General features: G+C 68.8%; 17 protein-coding genes. 9 read left to right on the top strand and 8 right to left on the bottom strand.

Annotated features, from left to right (window positions below):
• Together BUB20358_RS00285 and BUB20358_RS00280 are read right to left on the bottom strand one after the other, a co-directional pair.
• A complete protein-coding gene (locus tag BUB20358_RS00285; RefSeq protein ID WP_035974805.1) occupies window positions 1-393 on the bottom strand; it encodes a VOC family protein in 393 nt (130 codons plus the stop codon).
• Window positions 390-1,340, bottom strand: a complete 951-nt coding sequence (locus BUB20358_RS00280; protein WP_035974803.1) for a ketopantoate reductase family protein — start codon at window positions 1,338-1,340, stop codon at window positions 390-392. The genes BUB20358_RS00285 and BUB20358_RS00280 overlap by 4 nt, the downstream gene beginning before the upstream one ends.
• Before the next feature lie 81 nt (window positions 1,341-1,421).
• Between BUB20358_RS00280 and BUB20358_RS00275 the strand changes: the two genes are divergently transcribed.
• Window positions 1,422-2,342: a LysR family transcriptional regulator gene (locus tag BUB20358_RS00275; RefSeq protein ID WP_035975399.1), complete on the top strand. Its 921-nt coding sequence runs from the start codon at window positions 1,422-1,424 to the stop codon at window positions 2,340-2,342.
• Window positions 2,343-2,576: 234 nt separating this feature from the next.
• Here the strand turns inward: BUB20358_RS00275 and BUB20358_RS00270 are convergent, their stop codons facing one another.
• The 5 genes from BUB20358_RS00270 to BUB20358_RS00250 form a co-directional block, all read right to left on the bottom strand.
• On the bottom strand, window positions 2,577-3,428 hold the full coding sequence (locus BUB20358_RS00270; protein ID WP_006766688.1) for a carbohydrate ABC transporter permease: 852 nt from the start codon (window positions 3,426-3,428) through the stop codon (window positions 2,577-2,579).
• A gap of 17 nt (window positions 3,429-3,445) precedes the next feature.
• Window positions 3,446-4,390 carry a carbohydrate ABC transporter permease gene (locus BUB20358_RS00265; protein ID WP_006766687.1) on the bottom strand — a complete coding sequence of 315 codons (945 nt, stop codon included), beginning with the start codon at window positions 4,388-4,390 and terminating at the stop codon, window positions 3,446-3,448.
• Window positions 4,391-4,443: 53 nt separating this feature from the next.
• On the bottom strand, window positions 4,444-5,703 hold the full coding sequence (locus tag BUB20358_RS00260) for an ABC transporter substrate-binding protein (RefSeq protein ID WP_006766686.1): 1,260 nt from the start codon (window positions 5,701-5,703) through the stop codon (window positions 4,444-4,446).
• A gap of 141 nt (window positions 5,704-5,844) precedes the next feature.
• Window positions 5,845-7,830 carry a beta-galactosidase gene (locus tag BUB20358_RS00255; protein WP_006766685.1) on the bottom strand — a complete coding sequence of 662 codons (1,986 nt, stop codon included), beginning with the start codon at window positions 7,828-7,830 and terminating at the stop codon, window positions 5,845-5,847.
• A gap of 9 nt (window positions 7,831-7,839) precedes the next feature.
• Entirely contained in the window at window positions 7,840-8,988 is a 1,149-nt protein-coding gene (locus BUB20358_RS00250) for an ABC transporter ATP-binding protein (RefSeq protein WP_006766684.1), read from the bottom strand.
• Window positions 8,989-9,177: 189 nt separating this feature from the next.
• On the opposite strand from BUB20358_RS00250, the gene BUB20358_RS00245 reads away from it, so the two are divergent.
• A complete protein-coding gene (locus BUB20358_RS00245) occupies window positions 9,178-10,209 on the top strand; it encodes a LacI family DNA-binding transcriptional regulator (protein WP_006766683.1) in 1,032 nt (343 codons plus the stop codon).
• Here BUB20358_RS00245 and BUB20358_RS00240 read toward each other — a convergent pair.
• Complete coding sequence (locus BUB20358_RS00240) at window positions 10,191-11,141, bottom strand: LysR substrate-binding domain-containing protein (RefSeq protein ID WP_006766682.1); 951 nt, start codon at window positions 11,139-11,141, stop codon at window positions 10,191-10,193. The genes BUB20358_RS00245 and BUB20358_RS00240 overlap by 19 nt on opposite strands.
• 114 nt (window positions 11,142-11,255) lie before the next feature.
• Between BUB20358_RS00240 and BUB20358_RS00235 the strand changes: the two genes are divergently transcribed.
• The 7 genes from BUB20358_RS00235 to araH all read left to right on the top strand — a co-directional run bounded on the left by BUB20358_RS00235 (window position 11,256) and on the right by araH (window position 20,461).
• Complete coding sequence (locus tag BUB20358_RS00235) at window positions 11,256-13,007, top strand: IlvD/Edd family dehydratase (RefSeq protein ID WP_006766681.1); 1,752 nt, start codon at window positions 11,256-11,258, stop codon at window positions 13,005-13,007.
• A 456-nt stretch (window positions 13,008-13,463) separates the two neighbouring features.
• Window positions 13,464-14,822, top strand: a complete 1,359-nt coding sequence (locus BUB20358_RS00230) for an MFS transporter (protein WP_006766680.1) — start codon at window positions 13,464-13,466, stop codon at window positions 14,820-14,822.
• 54 nt (window positions 14,823-14,876) lie between these two features.
• Window positions 14,877-15,806 carry a dihydrodipicolinate synthase family protein gene (locus BUB20358_RS00225; protein ID WP_006766679.1) on the top strand — a complete coding sequence of 310 codons (930 nt, stop codon included), beginning with the start codon at window positions 14,877-14,879 and terminating at the stop codon, window positions 15,804-15,806.
• 25 nt (window positions 15,807-15,831) lie between these two features.
• A complete protein-coding gene (locus tag BUB20358_RS00220; RefSeq protein ID WP_006766678.1) occupies window positions 15,832-16,761 on the top strand; it encodes a Gfo/Idh/MocA family protein in 930 nt (309 codons plus the stop codon).
• Window positions 16,762-16,835: 74 nt separating this feature from the next.
• Complete coding sequence (locus BUB20358_RS00215) at window positions 16,836-17,840, top strand: arabinose ABC transporter substrate-binding protein (RefSeq protein WP_035974799.1); 1,005 nt, start codon at window positions 16,836-16,838, stop codon at window positions 17,838-17,840.
• Between the two features lie 22 nt (window positions 17,841-17,862).
• The gene (gene araG, locus BUB20358_RS00210) at window positions 17,863-19,419 is read left to right on the top strand and encodes an L-arabinose ABC transporter ATP-binding protein AraG (protein ID WP_035974797.1); all 1,557 of its coding nucleotides are present in this window, start codon (window positions 17,863-17,865) and stop codon (window positions 19,417-19,419) included.
• A 25-nt stretch (window positions 19,420-19,444) separates the two neighbouring features.
• A complete protein-coding gene (gene araH / locus BUB20358_RS00205; RefSeq protein WP_006766676.1) occupies window positions 19,445-20,461 on the top strand; it encodes an L-arabinose ABC transporter permease AraH in 1,017 nt (338 codons plus the stop codon).
• The last annotated feature ends 25 nt before the right edge of the window (window positions 20,462-20,486 follow it).

Genomic DNA, 20,486 nt, shown 5'->3' with positions numbered 1-20,486 from the left:
TCATGCCTCCGCGCGCGGGTCGATCGCGAGCGCCTGCGCGACGCACGACGCGGGCTTCGCCTGGATCAGTTCGACCGCGAGACCGTCGGGCAGCCGGATCCAGTTGCGCCCCTGCGGCATTTCGGTCACGCCGAACCGGCGCGCGGCGGCGAGCGCGGCTTCCAGGTCTTCGCACATCACGCCGAGATGGGCGAGCCGGCCTTCCGGGCCTTCATGTTCCGGCGCATGGATGAACTGCAGGCCGCCGAGCGTCCAGTACTGCCGCGGCGCGTCGAGCGTGCCGTCCAGTTCGCGCAGCGTCATGCCGAGCACTTCCTCGAAGAAACGGATGTGCCAGCGGATGTCCTTCACCCAGATCGCAACGTGCTCCACATAGGCTTTCGGCGCATTCATGCGTGAACCTCCTCGCGCCGGCGATCGGCCATCGCGCGCTCGATTCCCTTGATGCACGCGACGAGCGTCGCGTTCACCGGCGTCGGCACGCCGTAGCGCTGCCCGCAGCGCACGACCGAACCGTTGATGAAGTCGATCTCCGTGACCGAACCCTTCTCGAGGCTTTGCAGCATCGACGTCTTGAACGTCGCGGGCAGCCCTTCGGCGGCGAGCGTCCACGCCTGTTCGGGATCGGTCATCGACAGCGTCACGCCGGCCGCGTGCGCGGCCGCAATCGCTTCCGCCACGGCGGCGAGCGACGTCGCCTTCAGCAGCGGCTCGTCGTAGAGCTGTCCATAGGTGAGGCCCGTGACGCCGGTCAGCGCGCCCGTCGCGACGTTGACGAGCAGCTTGTCCCACATCGTGCCGACGATGTTGTCGCTGATCGTCGTCGCGAGGCCGGCCGCATCGAACGCGTCGGCGATCGCGCGGATACGCGGCGTGATGCGGCCGTCGAGCTCGCCGATATGCGTGTACTTGCCGATCACGCCGGACTCGATGTGGCCCGCGCCGCGCAGCACGCCGCCGACGTAGGTCTTGCCCGCGATCACGCGCTCGCGGCCGACGGCGTCGGCGAGGATGTCCTCGTGCCCGAGACCGTTCTGCAGCGACAGCACGACCGTATCGGGTCCGATCAGCGCGTGCGCGCCGCGGATGGCCGCGTCGGTCTGGAACGACTTCACGAGCACGATCACCAGATCGGCGATGCCGGCTTCGGCAGCCTGCGTCGTCGCACGGACGCGCACGTATCGCGAGCCGCCGGCGTCGTCGACGCGCAGCCCGTCGCGGCGCATCGCATCGACGTGCGCGGGCGAACGGTCGATCAGCCAGGTCTCGTGACCGCCGCCGGTGAGCGTCGCGCCGATCGCGCAGCCCAGTGCGCCGGCACCCAGAATCGCTATCTTCAAAGGCTTCTCCTTGACGTATGGCCGTACGATAGGAGCCGCCGCTCATGCGGACAATGCAATGGCTACAATGACGCCATTGCCCTGGTCAATAATGCGACGATGCCCGCCGATCTGCCCGACCTGAAGCTGCTGCAGCTTTTCGATCTTCTGTACGACGTGCGCAGCGTCACGCGCGTCGCCGAGCAGCTCGGCCAGAGCCAGCCGACGATCAGCATCTGGCTCGGACAGCTGCGCGAACATCTTCACGATCCGCTGTTCATCCGCACGCCCGGCGGCATGGCGCCGACGCCGCAGGCCGACGCGCTGATCGGCCCGTGCCGGGAAATCCTCGAGTCGCTGCGCCGCTTCGCCGCGTGGGAGATCGCGTTCGATCCGGCGACGGCGCAGCGGCGGTTCCGCATCTGCATGACCGACGCGAGCCACGTCACGCTGCTGCCGCGGCTGCTCGCGCACGTGCGTGCGCAGGCGCCCGGCGTGCGGCTGGAGGTCGCGCGGATCGACGGCAACACGGAGCGCGCGCTGGAATCGGGCGAAGCCGATCTCGCGATCGGCTATGTGCCGTGGCTCGGCGGCGGTATTTATCAGCAGAAGCTGTACGACCAGGACTGGGTATGCCTGGCCAATCGGCATCATCCGAGGATTCGCGGCCGTCTCGGCGCGAAGCAGTATCGTTCGGAAGGCCATGTCGCGATTACCGCGGGAACCGGCGCGCAGCTTCTCGAGCAGGCGCTGCGCCACGCGCGTATCGAGCGCGACGTGGTGCTGGAGCTGCCGGGCTTTCTCGGCCTGGGCGCGATCATCCAGAGCACCGACCTGATCACGACGCTTCCTCGTCATATCGGCGAGACGCTCGCTCACGCGAGCGATCTGGCGGTTCATGCGTGCCCGATCGCGGTCGAAGGGTTTGCCGTACGGCAGCATTGGCATGCGCGCTATCACCAAGAGGCCGGCAACCGGTGGCTGCGCGGCGTCGTGATTCAGTTGTTCGGCGCTTCGCGTTGACCGGCGGCGGACGGCGCTCGGACCGAACCGAAACGTCGCGCGATTTCCGTCGGAAGAATGGCTGCCGGACGATCGGACGTCCGATCGGACACGAGCGCTCATCGGTCGGTCGCGCCGATGAGCGCCCGCAATGCGCCGCATCGACCGCCGGCCCGATCCCGCACGACAAAAAAAGCCCGCCGAAGCGGGCAACCTCTCGATGCGGAGGGGGAGATGCGTGTGCGGCTGGCGCGTTCAGCCCTTCGTCGCGCCGAACGTGAGCCCCGCGACGAAATGCTTCTGCATCGCGAAGAACATCGCGACGGACGGCAGCGCGGCGAGAATCGACCCGGCGGACACGAGGTTCCACGACGTCGTCCATTGTCCCTTCAGCGCGGCCACGCCCGCGGTGATCGGCGCGGCTTCGTCGCCCTGCGTCAGGCACAGCGCCCAGAAGTAGTCGTTCCACACGAACGTGAACACGAGGATCGCGAGCGCCGCGAGCGCGGGCCGGATCAACGGCAGCACGATCCGCCAGAACACCGTCCACTCGCCGGCGCCCTCGATGCGCGCGGCTTCGATCAGCTCGAACGGCAGCTGCTTGATGAAGTTGCGCAGAAACAGCGTGCAGAAGCCGGTCTGAAACGCGACGTGAAACAGGATCAGCGCTTCGACCGTATTGAACACACCGAGCCTGAGCGACAGGTCGCGCACCGGAATCATCAGCACCTGCACCGGCACGAAGTTGCCGGCGACGAACGTGCCGAACAGCGCGGTATTGCCGCGGAACCGGTACGTCGCGAGCGCGAAACCGGCCATCGCGGCGAGCGCGATCGATCCGAGCACCGACGGCACCGTGATCTGCACGCTGTTCCAGAAGTAATGCAGCATCGGCGACGTGGTGAGCGCGTCGCGATAGTTTTCGATCATCGAGAAGTGCCGCGGCCAGCCCCAGTAGTGGCCTTCGACGAGCTCCTCGGTCGAGCGCACCGACGTGACGAACACGGCGATCAGCGGCAGCAGCCAGATCACGAGCGCGACGGGCAGCGACAGCTTGTACAGCCGGCGCGACACGGGCTTCCATTGGGCGACGGGTGTCGGAAACATGAGGGCTCCCGGTGGGTTCACTGCTCGTTGCGCAGCATCCGGCGCAACTGGAATGCGATGTAGACGAGCATGATCGCGAACAGCACGACCGCGATCGACGCGGAATAGCCGAGCCGGTAGTACTTGATCGCCTGGTCGTACATGTAATACGCGAGCACGGTCGAACTTTCGAACGGACCGCCGCCGGTCATCACCGAAATCAGGTCGAAGCTGCGCAGCGCGCCGATCACCGTGACGACGATCGCCATGAACGTGGTCGGCCGCAGCTGCGGCAGCACGACGTGCCACAGCAGCGCGAAGCCGCGCGCGCCTTCCATCCGCGCCGCTTCGATCTGTTCCGGGTTCACCGACGTGAGGCCGGTCAGGTACAGGATCATGCAGTACGCGGTCTGCGGCCACAGCGCGGCGAATACGACGCCGAACGTCGCATAGCGCGCGTCGCCGAGCACCGGAATCCCGTGTCCGGCGATCAGCGCGAGCAGCCCGAAGGTCGGATCGTAGAACCACGAGAAGATCAGCCCGACGACCACGCCCGACAGCACGAACGGCGCGAAGAACAGCGACTTCACGAGCCGGATGCCGGCGACCGCCTGGTTCAGGTAGAGCGCGAGTGCAAGGCCGAGCGGCGGCGCGAGCATGAACAGCGCGAGCCAGATCACGTTGTTGCGCAGCGCGGTGTAGAACGTCGGCGCATGCAGCAGCTCGACGTAGTTCGCGAGCCCGACGAACGTGCGCTCGGTCATCCCGTCCCAGTTGCACAGGCTCAGCCACAGCGTCGACAGGATCGGCCAGATCACGTAGACGGCCACCATCGCGCATGCGGGCGCGAGAAACAGCCACGCGGCGCGCCGTTGCCGGCGCACGGCGGGCGACGGGCGGCGCGCGGAATGCGGGCCCGGCGCCGCTTCGCGCGGCGTGCCGGCCGCGCCGGCGGGCGGGCTGGACGGGATCGGACTGGACACGGCAAGCCTCCTGAACGGACGCGGCGGCGCGGGCCGCCGCAGGGGTCACGCGCTTACTTCTTGTAGATCCGCTTGCGGGTCTGCTCGAGCTGCGCGAGCACGGTATCGAGCTGCGCGGGATTCGCGACGAACTGCTGCATGCCCTTCATCCCTTCGTCGGCCATTTCCTTCGTCATGTCGCGGTCGTAGAACTGCGCGACGCCGCCCTTCGTGTCGGCGAGAATCCGGAAGCCGATGCGCGAGATCGGGTCGGCGGGCTCGGGCGACTTGCTGTTGGCCGACAGCGAGCCGAGGCCTTCCGCGAGCTTCGCGCCGATCTCGGGCGTTTCGACGAACGCGAGGAACGTGTGCGCGTCGGCCTTGTTCTTCGCCTTCGTCGGGATGTGCAGCGATTCGACCGGGCCGTCCTCGGCGGTCGGCACGTTCGGGTCGATGATCGGGAAGCGGTAGTAGCCCATTTCGGGCTTCACGCTCGGCGGGAAGCCGGCTGCGATGAACGTGCCCATCAGCATCATCGCGGCCTTGCCCTGGAACAGGAACGGCTGCGCGCCGTCGAGATCGTACGACAGCGCGTTGTCGATGAAGTAGCCGGCATCGATCAGCGATTTCCACGTCGTGTAGACCTTCTTCACGCGCGGGTCGGTGTACGGCACGTCGCCGGCCATCAGCTGCTGGTGGAACGCGTTGCCGTTCAGCCGCAGGTCGAGATAGTCGAACCAGCCGGCGAGCGTCCACGCGTCGCGGCCGCCGACCGCGATCGGCGTGATGCCGGCGGCCTTCAGCTTCTTGCACGCGTCGAGAAACTGGTCCCACGTCTTCGGTTCGTCGGCGATGCCGACCTTGCGGAACAGGTCCTTCCGATAGAAGAGCCCCCACGAGTAATAGACGGTCGGCGCCGCGTACTGCTTGCCGTTGTACGACGATGCGCTGCGCGTCGATGCGTACATCGCGTCCCAGCCGTTCTTCGCCCAGTCGCCGCTCAGATCCTCGAACAGCCCGCGCTTCGCGTAGTACGCCATCCGCTCGCCCGCGTGCCAGTTCACGACGTCCGGCGCGACGGTCGTGAGCCACGCGGGCAGCTGCACCTTGTACGCCTCCTCGTCGACGAACGTCGCCTTCACGTCGATGTCCGGGTGCGCCTTGCGGAACGCTTCGAGCGTCGATTGCCAGACCGCGCGCTGGCTCGCGCCCTTGAACGCGATGTTGATCGTCATCGTGCCGGCGTTGGCGGGTGCGGTCGCGGCGAGCGACGCGAGCGCGACGGCGGCGGCCGTCGCGAGCCTGGCAGCGACGCGAAGAGGGCGATGGGTCATGTCTGTCTCCATTCCTGTGTGTCGTTGTGCGTGACCGGCGCGTTGCGGCGCCGGGGGCGGTTGCTACGAACGGCTGCTACGAAACGGTGGTACGAAACGCTGCTGCGAAATGCTGGTACGAAACGCCGCTGCGGACGACTGCTACGAACCGCTGCGATAAACGGCGACGCCCTGCGGCTCGACCTGCGCGGCGCCGAGCACGAACGCCGACGGCGGCACCGCATCGATCGTGTGCGGCGTGTCGCCGTAGTTGACGACATACGTGAGGCCGCCGCGGCGGCTGATGCGTACGCCGTCGGCGAGCGGCGTCGGCGCAAGGCCGGCTTCGGCCGCGACGTCGGCGAACAGCCGCACGGTCGTCGCGTCGTCGAACAGCGCGGCCCAGTAGTGCAGCGCGCCGTGCGACACGTACGCCGGATGGCCGTCCGCGAAGCGCGCGCGCATGGCGCTGCGCGCGGCGTCGTGCAGTTCGACGAGATCGCGCCAGCGCTGCGCGCGGCCCGCGAACGGCGAACCGTCGCGCAACGTGCCGTCGACCGGCTCGGTCACGTTCGGCCGCAGCGATTCGACGCGCCACACGCGAATCGGCAGGATCGACGCGAGCGGGCCGGGCGGCAGCGTCGGCGGAATCTGCAGATCGGCGGTCTTCGATCCGGTGCGCGGCCCGAACACCGCATGCGCGCCCGATGCCGCGATGCGTGCCGCGAAATCGTCCGGCACGATCGGCAGCGGCGGCACGACGACGAGCCGGTAGCCGTCGAGCGGCGCGTGCGCGGACAAGACGTCGACGTCGAAGCCGAGCGAGCGCAGCGCCGAGTAGTACTCGAACGCGATGCGCGGGTAATGGAAGTCCGCGCCCTGCGGCTGCACTTCGAACAGCCACTTCGCTTCGTAATCGAAGACGAGCGCGACCGGCGCGCGCACCGCGGCGTCCGCGTCCGCATCGGCGTCGCGCACGGTCGCGATCTCGCGCGCGACGCGCTCGGCTTCGCGGCCGCCTTCGTCGAGCCGGTCGTCCGGCGTGTGCAGGCCCGCGTGCATCTGCTCCTGCGCGAACGGCGCCTGCCGCCAGCGGAAGTACGACACGCAGCCGGCGCCGTGCGCGAACGCTTCCCAGCTCCACAGCCGCACCATCCCCGGCAGCGGCGCGGGGTTCCAGTGCGCCCAGTTCACCGGCCCCGGCTGCTGCTCCATCACCCAGAACGGCAGCTTCGACATCCCGCGATACACGTCGTGATTGAACGATGCGAAGTCGGGGTGGCCGGTGCGCAGCCAGCGCGCCTTCACGCCCGGCGCGAACCAGTGTTCTTCCAGCGCGCCGAGCGGATAGCTGTCCCACGTCGCGACGTCGAGATCGCGCGCGACGTCGTAGTGGTCGAACTCGGTGAACAGCTGCATGAAGTTGTGCGCGACCGGGCGGCCCGGCGAATGCGCGCGGATCACGTCGACCTGCATCCGGTGATAGCGCGCGACTTCGTCGGACGCGAAGCGCCGGTAGTCGAGCCGATGCGTCGGATGCGCCTCCGTGACGGTGCCGACGGGCGCGTCCACCTCGTCGAAGTGGCGATACTCCATGCTCCAGAACACCGTGCCCCACGCGCGGTTCAGCGCATCGATCGTGCCGTAGCGCGCCTTCAGCCATTCGCGAAAGCGCACGAGCGCGGCCGGCGAGTAGCTGACGACCGTCTGATGGCAGCCGAGCTCGTTGTCGGTCTGCCAGTAGCGCACGGCCGGGTGGCGGCCGTAGCGTTCGGCGACCGCTGTGCAGATCCGGCGCGACGCGTCGAGATAGGTCGGCGACGAGAAGTCGTAATGGCGGCGGGAGCCGAACGCGCGCGGCCGGCCGTCCGCGCCGATCGCGAGGATGTCGGGGTGCCGGTCGACCAGCCACTTCGGCGGCGTCGCGGTCGGCGTGCACATCACGACGTCGAGGCCGGCCGCGCCGAGCACGTCGACCGCGCGATCGAGCCAGCCCCAGTCGTATTCGCCGGGCGACGGCTCGATGCGGCTCCATGCGAATTCGGCGATCCGCACCTGCGCGATGCCGAGCGCTTTCATCCGGCGGGCATCGTTCGCCCACATCGATTCCGGCCAGTGTTCCGGGTAGTAGCAGACTCCGAGGCGCATGCCCGATCCTTATGCGTAGTGGTGGACGTGGACGTCGGCGCACGCGGGCACCGCGCGGCCGTCTTCGGTGAACAGGTGGCACGCGGCGGCCGGCGCATGCACCGGCATGCGCTCGCCGATCCGCACGTGCGCGTCGCCGGGCACCTTCGCGATCAGCGGCGTGCCGCCCGGCTGATCGAGATGCACGCAGGTCTGCTCGCCGAGCCGTTCGACGAGCGCGACGTCGCGCACGAGCGTCGTCGTTCCGTCGGCAGCGCCGAGCGTCAGGTGTTCGGGACGAATGCCGAGCGTCACCGGTTCGCCGGGACGGAGCGCGGCGCCGTCGCGCGCGAGCGTGAAGCTTTCGCCGGACGGCACGAGCGTGACCGTCGTGCGGCGCGCGTCGCACGCGGTCACGACGGCCGGCAGGAAGTTCATTCGCGGCGAGCCGATGAAGCCGGCGACGAAGCGGCTCGCCGGCCGGTGATAGAGATCGAGCGGCGCGCCGACCTGCGCGATGCTGCCGTGCTGCGCGGTGTCCGCGCCGGCGTGCAGCAGCACGATCTTGTCGGCGAGCGTCATCGCCTCGGTCTGGTCGTGCGTCACGTAGACGACGCTCGCGCGCTCGAACTGCCGGTGCAGCCGCGCGATTTCGACGCGGGTCTGGCCGCGCAGCGCCGCGTCGAGATTCGACAGCGGCTCGTCGAACAGGAACACGCCGGGCTCGCGCACGATCGCGCGGCCGATCGCGACGCGCTGCCGCTGACCGCCCGACAGCGCCTTCGGCTTGCGTTCGAGCAGCGCGTCGAGCTGCAGGATCCGCGCGGCGTCGCGCACCTTGCGGTCGATTTCCGCCTTCGGCACGCGCGCGAGCTTCAGCCCGAACGCCATGTTCTCGTAGACGGTCATGTGCGGAAACAGCGCGTAGCTCTGGAACACCATCGCGACGCCACGCTCGGCGGCCGGCACGTCGTCGACGCGGCGGCCGTCGATCGCCAGTTCGCCGGCGCTCAGGTCCTCGAGCCCGGCGATCAGGCGCAGCAGCGTCGACTTGCCGCAGCCGGACGGCCCGAGAAACACGCAGAACTCGTGCGCGCCGATCTCCAGATCGACGTCGCGAATGACCGGCGTGTGCTCGCCGTAGGCTTTCTGCACGCGTCGCATCGAGATGCTCGCCATTGTCTCCGCTCCATGTTCTAATGCGCTGCCGCACTGATTAAGCGCTTAATCATCGCAGCCTAAAAAAACGGCGATTGCGATCGCGGCCGGTTCGCGCCGCCGGTCCGGCGGCAGGGCGTGCGGCGATAGTGCGCCGCTTCGGGCAAAGCAGGCAAATACTGGATCGACGTCTCATATAGTGAGCAGACGATGGCGACATTGGATGAAGTGGCGCGTCGCGCCGGCGTGACGGCCGCGACGGTGTCGAACGTGCTGCGCAATCGCGGCCGCGTTGGCGACGCGACGCGCGCGAAGGTGCTGGCCGCCGTGCATGCGCTCGGCTATCGGCCGCATCTCGCCGCGCGCGCGCTCGCCGAAGGCCGTGCGCCGACCGTCGCGCTGATGGTATCGAGCATCGCGAACCCGTTCTATCCGGAGTTCGCGCTGGCGGTCGAGCGCGCGGTGCGCCGCAACGGACAATTCCTGATCGTCTGCAACACGAACGACGATCCGTCGCAGGGGCGCGCGTATCTGGACCAGATCGCCGGCACGGTGTCCGAAGGCATCCTCGTGACGAACGCGAGCCATCTGCCGGACCTGCTCGAAGTGACGCGGCGCGGCGTGCCCGTCGTGCTGTGCATGTGGGAGCGGCCCGAAGCGCCGCCGGACGGGCTGCCGTGCGTCGCGGTGGATTTTCGCGACGCGGGGCGGATCGCGACGCGGCATCTGCTCGAACTCGGGCACAAGCGGATCGGCGCGATCGTCGGCGGTTGCGCGGGGGGCGTGCAGGCGGCGCGTTACGACGGCTTTGTCGACGTGATGCGTGAAGCGGGGCTCGACGCGTCGATCGTCGCGGCCGAGCCCGATTCGATCGAAGGCGGGCTGCGTGCGGCGGGCCGACTGCTCGATGCGCGTCCGGACCTCACTGCGCTTCTCGCGACCAACGATCTGCCGGCGATCGGCGCGCTGCACGCGGCCGCCGATCGCGGACGGCGCGTGCCGGACGATCTGTCGATCGTCGGCATTACCGACATCCAGCTCGCGCGCGATACTCGCCCGACATTGACGACCGTCGCGATTCCGACCGCCGAGGCGGCCGATCTCGCGGTCGATCTGCTGAACGCGCTGCGCGAGGCGGGCGGACGTATCGACGACGCGCTGCGCATGCGCGTCGCGTCGCCGCCGCGGCTCGTCGTGCGCGGGACGAGCGGCGCGGCGCCGCGTCACGCCCCGACGCCGTAGACTTCGCGCGCCGCCGTCCGGATCGCATCGACCATCACCGACACCGCCGGCGACTGCAGCCGGTCGGTGCGCGTGATGATCCCGAAATCATCCATCCGGCAATCCATTTCGAGCGGCAGCACCGTGACGATCCCGTGCCGCGCATAGTAGTGCGCGACGTCTTCGGCGAGCACCGCGATCATGTCGCTCTGCTCGAGCACCTGCGTGATGAACAGCAGCGCGGCCGTCTCGACGACGTTCGCCGGCGGCGCGAGGCTCGCGCGCTGGAACACGAGCTCGAAGCGGTGGCGCAGCACGCTGCCGGCCGGCGGCACGACCCACGCGGCGCGCTGCACGTCCGCGAGCGCGAGCGGCGCATGCGCGAGCAGCGGGTGGCCGGGCCGCACGACCGCGGCCACCGGCTCGCCGGTCAGCGGCTCGTAGCGAAGATGCAGCTTGTCGTGTTCGGCGGAAAGCCGGCCGAGCACGATGTCGAGCCGTTCCTGCGCGAGGTGCTCGAGCAGCGTGATGCTGGTGTCGATCTCGACCGAGATGCGGATGTTCGCGTGCGTGCCCTTGACCGCGGCGACGGCCGGCGGCACGAGCCGCAGGCCCGGCGACGTGATCGCGCCGACGGCCACGTGGCCGAGGTGCCCGGCCTTCAGCGCGGCGAGTTCCTCGCGCGCCTGATCGAGACTGCCGAGCGCCGCGCGCGCGTGGCGGATCAGCGCGTCGCCGTACAGCGTCGGCCGCATGCCGCGCGGCAGCCGCTCGAACAGCACCGCGCCGATCGATTCCTCGAGCTCGCGCAGCAGCTTCGACGCGGCCGGCTGCGTCATGTTCAGCGCGGCCGCCGCGCGGTGGATGCTGCCTTCGTCGGCGAGCGCGACGACCAGCAGAAGCTGGCGGGTCTTCAGGCGGCTGCGGTTTCCCCACGGACTGGCTTCGGGCATCGTACGGGTTTATATCGATATCGGATTCGATATCGTAATCGACCAAAACGTCATTAGCGAGTTATCAAAAATGTGCCTAGACTGCGCCGGTATCCCGCCTTTACAGGACAGACGATGTCGGCAACAAAACCCAGGCTGCGCTCCGCTCAATGGTTCGGCACGAACGACAAGAACGGCTTCATGTACCGGAGCTGGATGAAGAACCAGGGCATTCCCGATCACGAGTTCGACGGCCGGCCGATCATCGGCATCTGCAATACGTGGTCCGAACTGACGCCGTGCAACGCGCATTTTCGCAAGCTCGCCGAGCACGTGAAGCGCGGGATCTTCGAGGCGGGCGGGTTCCCGGTCGAGTTCCCGGTGTTCTCGAACGGCGAATCGAACCTGCGGCCGTCCGCGATGCTCACGCGCAACCTTGCGTCGATGGACGTCGAGGAAGCGATCCGCGGCAACCCGATCGACGCGGTCGTGCTGCTCGCCGGCTGCGACAAGACGACGCCCGCGCTGCTGATGGGCGCCGCAAGCTGCGACGTGCCGGCGATCGTCGTGTCGGGCGGCCCGATGCTGAACGGCAAGCTCGAAGGCAAGAACATCGGCTCCGGCACGGCGGTGTGGCAGCTGCATGAAGCGCTGAAGGCCGGCGAAATCGATCTGCATCACTTCCTGTCCGCCGAAGCCGGCATGTCGCGCTCGGCCGGCACCTGCAACACGATGGGCACCGCGTCGACGATGGCATGCATGGCCGAGGCGCTCGGCGTGTCGCTGCCGCACAATGCGGCGATTCCGGCTGTCGATTCGCGCCGCTACGTGCTCGCGCACATGTCGGGCATCCGCATCGTCGAGATGGCGCTCGAAGGGCTCGTGCTGTCGAAGGTTCTGACGCGCGCCGCATTCGAGAACGCGATCCGCGCGAACGCGGCGATCGGCGGCTCGACCAACGCGGTGATCCACCTGAAGGCGATCGCGGGCCGCATCGGCGTGCCGCTCGAACTGGAAGACTGGATGCGCATCGGCCGCGACACGCCGACGATCGTCGACCTGATGCCTTCGGGCCGCTTCCTGATGGAAGAGTTCTATTACGCGGGCGGGCTGCCGGCGGTGCTGCGCCGGCTCGGCGAAGGCGGGCTGCTGCCGCATCCGGACGCGCTGACGGTAAACGGCAAGTCGCTGTGGGACAACGTGCGCGAAGCGCCGAACTACGACGAAGAGGTGATTCGTCCGCTCGATCGGCCGCTGATCGCCGACGGCGGCATCCGCATCCTGCGCGGCAATCTCGCGCCGCGCGGCGCGGTGCTGAAGCCGTCCGCGGCGAGCCCCGAACTGCTCAAGCATCGCGGCCGCGCGGTGGTGTTCGAGAACTTCGATCACTACAAGGCGACGATCAACGACGAGTCGCTCGACGTCGACGCGAGCTCGGTGCTCGTGCTGAAGAACTGCGGGCCGCGCGGCTATCCCGGCATGGCGGAGGTCGGCAACATGGGACTGCCGCCGAAGCTGCTGCGGCAGGGCGTGAAGGACATGGTGCGGATTTCCGATGCGCGGATGAGTGGCACCGCATACGGGACGGTCGTGCTGCACGTCGCGCCGGAAGCGGCCGCGGGCGGGCCGCTCGCGGCGGTGCGCAACGGCGACTGGATCGAGCTCGACTGCGAGGCCGGCACGCTGCATCTGGACATCAGCGACGAAGAACTGCAGCGCCGGCTGTCGGACGTCGATCCGACCGCCGCGCCGGGCGTCGCCGGACAGCTCGGCAAGGGCGGCTATGCGCGGCTGTATATCGATCACGTGCTGCAGGCCGACGAAGGGTGCGACCTCGACTTCCTGGTCGGCACGCGCGGCGCCGAAGTGCCGAGCCACTCGCACTGAACGGCGTGCGCGACCGCGCGCTTGCGTCGTACGGCGGCGCGCGGCGGGAGCAGAGGAAACAGCGTCGCGCGTGGGTGCAAGCGGTGAAGCGCTGGTGGCCGCCGATCGCGACGCGTGGGTGGATGTGAGCGGTAAGCGCTGATGTTGATTGACCGTGAAGCGTGGGGCGATTGGATGCGCTGAAGCGCTGACGTGGACCGACCGTGAAGCATGGGCGGCTGTAAGCGCTAAGGCGCTAACGTGGACGGATCGTGAAGCATGGGGTGCCCGTAAGCGCTAAAGCGCCAGCGGGCACCGACCGCGAAGCATGGGGTAGCCGTAAGCGCTAAAGCGCTAACGCCTACCGACCGCGAAGCATGGGGTGCCCGTAAGCGCTGAAGCGCTAACGTGGACCGACCGCGAAGCATGGGGTAGCCGTAAGCGCTAAAGCGCTAACGCCTACCGACAGGAGACAAGATGACGACGCAGCACACGTCCGCGAATACCGCGGCCGATCCGTCCGACTCGCCGGCAACCGTCGACGAACGGCAACTGATGCGCATGCTCACGCGCAAGCTCGTACCGTTTCTCGCATTGATCTACGTGGTCGCGTACGTCGACCGTACCGTCGTCGGCTTCGCGAAGCTCCACATGAACGCGGCAGTCGGGATCGGCGACGCCGCATACGGGCTCGGCGCCGGCCTCTTCTTCATCGGCTACTTCCTGTGCGAAGTGCCGAGCAACCTCGCACTCGAACGCTTCGGCGCGCGCGTGTGGTTCGCGCGCATTCTCGCGACCTGGGGCGTGATCACGATGGCGATGGCGCTCGTGCAAGGCCCGACGAGCTTCTACGTGCTGCGCTTCCTGCTCGGCGCAGCCGAGGCCGGCCTGTATCCGGGCATCCTGTACTTCCTCACGCAATGGTTCCCGATGCGCGACCGCGCGCGCGTGATCGGCCTGCTCGTGCTCGCGCAGCCGATCGCCGGCATCGTCACCGGCCCGCTCGCGGGGCTGCTGCTGTCCGCGCACGGGCTGTTCGGGATGTCGAACTGGCAGACGCTGTTCGTCGTCAGCGGCCTGCCGGCCGTGCTGCTCGCGTGGCCGACGCTGCGGCTGCTGCCCGACTCGCCTGCGCGTGCGCGCTGGCTGAACGACGCGCAGCGGCGCTGGATCGCGCGGCAGCTCGCCGCCGATCGCGACACCTATCGCCCCGACTCGCACCGCAATCCGCTCGCCGCGCTGCGCGACAAGCGCGTGCTGCTGCTCGCCGCACTGTTCCTGCCGTTTCCGCTGAGCATCTACGGGCTGTCGCTGTGGCTGCCGACGATCATCCACGCGTTCGGCACCGGCGATGCGGCTACCGGGCTGCTGTCCGCGATCCCGTACCTGTTCGCGGTGATCGGCCTGCTCGTCGTGCCGCGCCATTCGGACCGCAAGCGCGAACGCTACTGGCATATCGTCGTCGTATCGGCCGCCGCCGCGCTGACGATGGCCGCGAGCGCGTCGGTGCGGCAGCCGGCGCTGCAGTTCGCGTTCATCTGCCTGACCGCGTTCTCGCTGTATTCGATCCAGGCGGTCGTGTGGGCGCTGCCCGGCGAGTTCCTGACCGGCACGAGCGCGGCCGTCGGCATCGCCGCGATCAATTCGCTCGCGAACCTCGGCGGCTACGTCGGGCCGTACGGGATCGGCCTGATCAAGGCGTCGACCGGCAGCCTCGCGGCCGGCCTGTACTTCCTCGCGGCGACGCTGCTGTTCGCGGTGCTGATGACGTTCGTGGTGCGTGCCGCGCTGCGCGCGCCGCAGCCGGCGGCCGGCACGCTCGCACGCGAATCCTGAACGCATTGTTTTTTTGCGGCTGACCGCCGCGCCGACCGACGCAGGACCCGAACCATGACATCGAGCCGTACCCCGCGCTATCGCGGCATTTTCCCCGTCGTCCCGACGACGTTTACCGACACCGGCGAACTCGACCTCGCGAGCCAGAAGCGCGCGGTCGACTTCATGATCGACGCCGGCTCGGACGGGCTGTGCATCCTCGCGAACTTCTCCGAGCAGTTCGCGATCACCGACGACGAGCGCGACGTGCTCACGCGCACGATCCTCGAACACGTCGCGGGCCGCGTGCCCGTGATCGTCACGACGACGCACTACAGCACGCAGGTATGCGCGGCGCGCAGCCTGCGCGCGCAGCAGCTCGGCGCCGCGATGGTGATGGCGATGCCGCCGTATCACGGCGCGACGTTCCGCGTGCCCGAAGCGCAGATCTACGATTTCTACGCGCGCGTGTCCGACGCGATCGACATTCCGATCATGATCCAGGACGCGCCCGCGAGCGGCACGGTGCTGTCCGCGCCGTTGCTCGCGCGGATGGCGCGCGAGATCGAGCAGGTGTCGTACTTCAAGATCGAGACGCCGGGCGCCGCGAACAAGCTGCGCGAGCTGATCCGCCTCGGCGGCGACGCGGTCGAAGGGCCGTGGGACGGCGAGGAGGCGATCACGCTGCTCGCCGACCTGAACGCGGGCGCGACGGGCGCGATGACGGGCGGCGCGTATCCGGACGGCATCCGTCCGATTCTCGAAGCCCACCGCGAAGGGCGCCACGACGATGCGTTCGCGCACTACCAGCGGTGGCTGCCGCTGATCAATCACGAGAACCGTCAGTCCGGGATCCTGAGCGCGAAGGCGCTGATGCGCGAAGGCGGCGTGATCGCGTGCGAGCGGCCGCGGCATCCGATGCCGGAGCTGCATCCGGACACGCGCGCCGAGCTGATCGCGATCGCGCGCCGGCTCGACCCGCTCGTGCTGCGCTGGGCGCGCTGAGCGGACGACGAAGGAGGAACGCACGATGAGCGATGTGATTTCGCTGGGCGTCGTCGGGATCGGCAAGATCGCGCGCGACCAGCATCTGCCGGCGATCGCCGCCGAACCGGGCTTCGCGCTCACCGCCTGTGCCAGCCGTCATGCGGAAGTCACCGGCGTACGCAACTATCAGGACCTGCGCGCGCTGCTGGCCGCGGAGCGCGAGCTGCAGGCGGTGTCGCTGTGCGCGCCGCCGCAGGTGCGCTACGCGCAGGCGCGCGCGGCGCTCGAAGCGGGCAAGCACGTGATGCTCGAGAAGCCGCCGGGCGCGACGCTCGGCGAAGTCGCCATACTCGACGCGCTCGCGCGGGCGCGCGGCCTCACGCTGTTCGCGACCTGGCATTCGCGCTGCGCGAGCGCGGTCGAGCCCGCGCGCGCCTGGCTCGCGACGCGTACGATCCGCGCGGTGCAGGTGCGCTGGAAAGAGGACGTGCGGCGCTGGCATCCGGGGCAGCAATGGATCTGGGAACCCGGCGGCCTCGGCGTATTCGATCCGGGCATCAACGCGCTGTCGATCGTCACGCGGATCCTGCCGCGCGAGCTCGTGCTGCGCGAGGCGACGCTGTTCGTGCCGAGCGACGTGCAGACGCCGATCGCGGCCGAGCTCGACTGCGCGGATACCGACGGCGTGCCGGTGCGCGCGGAATTCGACTGGCGCCACGGCCCGGTCGAGCAATGGGAGATCGCGGTCGACACGTCCGACGGCGTGCTCGCGATCAGCCGCGGCGGCGCGCAGCTGTCGATCGACGGCGAACCGGTCGAGATCGGGCCCGAGCGCGAGTATCCTGCGCTGTACGCGCATTTCCGCACGCTGATCGCGCGCGGCGAAAGCGATGTCGACGTCCGGCCGCTGCGGCTCGTCGCCGACGCGTTCCTGTTCGGCCGGCGCGTCGAGACCGACGCGTTCGGCCGCTGAAAAGCGCCGGCGCGCAGCGTCGCGACCGGCCACCAACCATGACCACGACCCAAGCCGATACAAGGAGACACAGCATGAACCGCACGATTCGCCGACACACCCTGCGCGCCCTTCTGGCCGCGCTCTGCATCGCGCCGCTCGGCCTGCAGGGCACCGCGCACGCCGACGCGCCGCTGAAGATCGGCTTCCTGGTGAAGATGCCCGAGCAGGCATGGTTCATCAACGAGCAGAACGCGGCAGCCGCGCTCGGCCAGAAGGAGAACTTCTCGGTCGTGAAGATCGGCACGCCGGACGGCGAGAAGGTGCTGGCCGCGATCGACAACCTCGGCTCGCAAGGCGCGCAGGGCTTCGTGATCTGCGCGCCCGACGTGCGTCTCGGGCCGGCGATCGCCGCGCGCGCGAAGCGCTACAACATGAAGTTCGTGACGGTCGACGACCAGCTCGTCGACTCGACCGGCAAGCCGCTGCCGAACGTGCCGCACCTCGGGATGTCGGCGACCAAGATCGGTAACCAGGTCGGCCAGGCGATTGCCGACGAGATGAAGCGGCGCGGCTGGAAGCCGGAGGAAGTCGGCGCGCTGCGGATCACGAACTACGAGCTGCCGACCGCGAAGCTGCGCACCGACGGCGCGACGCAGGCGCTGCTCGCGAACGGCTTCCGCAAGGAGAACATCTTCGACGCGCCGCAGAAGACGACCGACGACGAAGGCGGCTTCAGCGCGGCCGCGCCGGTGCTCGCGCGTCATCCGAACGTGAAGAAGTGGGTGATCTACGCGCTGAACGAGGAAACCGTGCTCGGCGCGGTGCGCGCGACCGAACAGCTGCACATCCCGGCCGCCGACGTGATCGGCGTCGGCATCAACGGCGCGGGCGAAGCGTTCGCGGAATTCCAGAAGAAGGAACCGACCGGCTTCTTCGGCACGATCGCGGTCAGCTCGACGAACCACGGCAAGGAGAGCACGCAGAATCTCGTCGACTGGATCCGCAAGGGCAAGGTGCCGCCGGCCGATACGCAGACGAGCGGCAAGCTGATGACGCGCAGCAACTGGCAGGCCGTGCGTGCCGAGCTGGGCATCTGAGCGGGCGCGAAGCGAGGAAACGATGACGATGCAGACGATGACGGCCGTAGCGCCCGACGACGCCGACGCCAGCGCCGGCATGCCGCCGCAGGGCGGCCCGCTGCTGGCGCTCGACGGCATCACGGTGACCTTCCCGGGCGTGCGCGCGCTCGACGGCGTGTCGCTGTCGGTGCGCGCGGGCGAAGTGCACGGGCTGATGGGCGAAAACGGCGCGGGGAAATCGACGCTGCTGAAGGTGCTGTCGGGCGTGAACCAGCCGCAGGCCGGCACGCTGACGCTGAACGGCACCGAGCAGCGCTTCGGATCGACGCGCGCCGCACTCGAGGCCGGCATCGCGATCATCTACCAGGAGCTGCATCTGGTGCCCGAGCTGACGGTCGCGGAGAACCTGATGCTCGGGCAGCTGCCGAGCCGCCTCGGCGTGGTCGACGAGCGCACGCTCGCCGCGCGCGCGCTCGACGCGCTCGAGCGGCTCGGCGAGCACATCGATCCGGGCATTCCGGTGAAGTATCTGTCGATCGGCCAGCGTCAGATGATCGAGATCGGCAAGGCGCTGATGCGCGACGCGCGCGTGATCGCGTTCGACGAGCCGACGAGTTCGCTGTCCGCGCGCGAGACGGCGCAGCTGTTCCGGATCATCCGCGCGCTGCGCGCGGACGGCCGCGCGATCATTTACGTGACGCACCGGATGGAGGAAGTCGACGCGCTGTGCGATCGCGTGACGGTGTTTCGCGACGGCCGCCGGATCGAGACGTTCGAATCGGTCGCCGATCTCGACCGCGACCGGCTGATCGGCTGCATGGTCGGCCGCTCGATCCAGGACGTGTACGGCTATCGGCCGCGTGCGGCCGGCGACGTGCTGCTCGAAGCGAAGGGGCTGATCGGGCCCGGGCTCGCCGAGCCCGTGTCGTTCGCCGCGCGCCGCGGCGAGATCGTCGGCTTCTTCGGGCTCGTCGGCGCGGGTCGCTCCGAGCTGATGAAGCTGCTGTACGGCGCCGCGCGTCCGAGCGGCGGCCACGTCGAGCTGAACGGCCGGCGCGTCGCGTTCGCGAGCCCGCGCGACGCGGTGCGCGCCGGCATCGCGCTGTGCCCGGAGGACCGCAAGCAGGAAGGCATCGTCGCGATTGCGTCGGTGGCCGACAACCTGAACATCAGCGCGCGCCGGCATTTCAGCCCGGCACGCATGCTGCTCGACGCGCGGCGCGAGCGCGAGCTCGCGCAACGCTACATCGAGCGGCTCGCGATCAAGACGCCCGACGGCGAAACGCCGATCGGCGCGCTGTCCGGCGGCAACCAGCAGAAGGTCGTGCTGGCGCGCTGGCTCGCCGAGCACATCGACGTGTTCCTGATGGACGAGCCGACGCGCGGCATCGACGTCGGCGCACGCGCGGAAATCTACAACCTGTTTTACGAGCTCGCGGAAGCGGGCCGCACGGTGATCCTCGTATCGAGCGATCTCGCCGAGGTGATCGGCGTGTCGGACCGGATCATCGTGATGAAGGAAGGGCGCATCGCCGGCGAAGTGACGAAGGCCGACGCGACGCCCGACACGCTGATCAAGCTCGCGCTGCCGCGCTAGCCAGTTACAACCGGAATGCAATGACATGAGCCAGGCAATGCAACCTCAATCCACGTCCCCGTCCGCCGACGCCGCGGCCGCTGCGCGCTCGCGCGGCGGCATGTGGCAGCTGATCAACCGCTCCGGCATCGTGATGGTGTTCGTCGTGCTGTTCGTGACGCTGTCGCTGACCGTGCCCGACTTCCTCACGTCGCGCAACATCCAGGGCCTGCTGCTGTCGGTCACGCTGATCGGCTCGATCGCGGTCACGATGATGTTCGTGCTCGCGCTCGGCGAGGTCGATCTGTCGGTCGCGTCGATCGTCGCGTTCTCGGGCGTCGTCGCGTCGACGCTGATCACCGCGACGCACAGCGTCGTGCTCGGGATCGCGGCCGGCGTGCTCGCGGGCGGCGCGGTCGGGCTCGTCAACGGCGTGCTGATCGCGCGCTGGCGGATCAATTCGCTGATCGTCACGCTCGCGATGATGGAAGTCGTGCGCGGGCTCGCGTTCATCACGTCGAACGGCGACGCGGTGATGATCTCCGAAGAGCGCTTCTTCGACCTCGGCGGCGGATCGTTCCTCGGCATCTCGTATCCGATCTGGAGCAACATCGTCGGCTTCGTCGTGTTCGGCTTCCTGCTGCGCAAGACGGTGTTCGGCAAGAACGTGCTCGCGGTCGGCGGCAACGGCGAGGCCGCGCTGCTCGCGGGGCTGCCGGTCACGCGCATCAAGATCACGGTGTTCGTGCTGCAGGGGCTCGTGACCGGCTTCGCCGGCGTGATGCTCGCGTCGCGGATGAGCCTCGGCGATCCGAAGACGTCGGTCGGCCTCGAACTCGGCGTGATCTCCGCGTGCGTGCTCGGCGGCGTGTCGCTGACGGGCGGCGTCGCGACGATCTCCGGCGTGCTCGTCGGCGTGCTGATCATGGGCTCGGTGCAGGACGCGATGAGCCTGCTGAACGTGCCGACGTTTTACCAATATCTGATACGCGGCGGAATTCTGTTGCTCGCGGTGCTGTTCGACCAGTATCGTCGCAACCAGCGGCGCGCGATGAAGATCTGACCGGCAGCGCGTCCGCCTGAGAATG

Source organism: Burkholderia dolosa, from assembly GCF_902499135.1.
GTDB classification, from domain to species: Bacteria; Pseudomonadota; Gammaproteobacteria; order Burkholderiales; family Burkholderiaceae; genus Burkholderia; species Burkholderia dolosa.
Note: the sequence above shows the minus strand (reverse complement) of the source record. Positions and strands in the feature narration are given on the sequence as shown.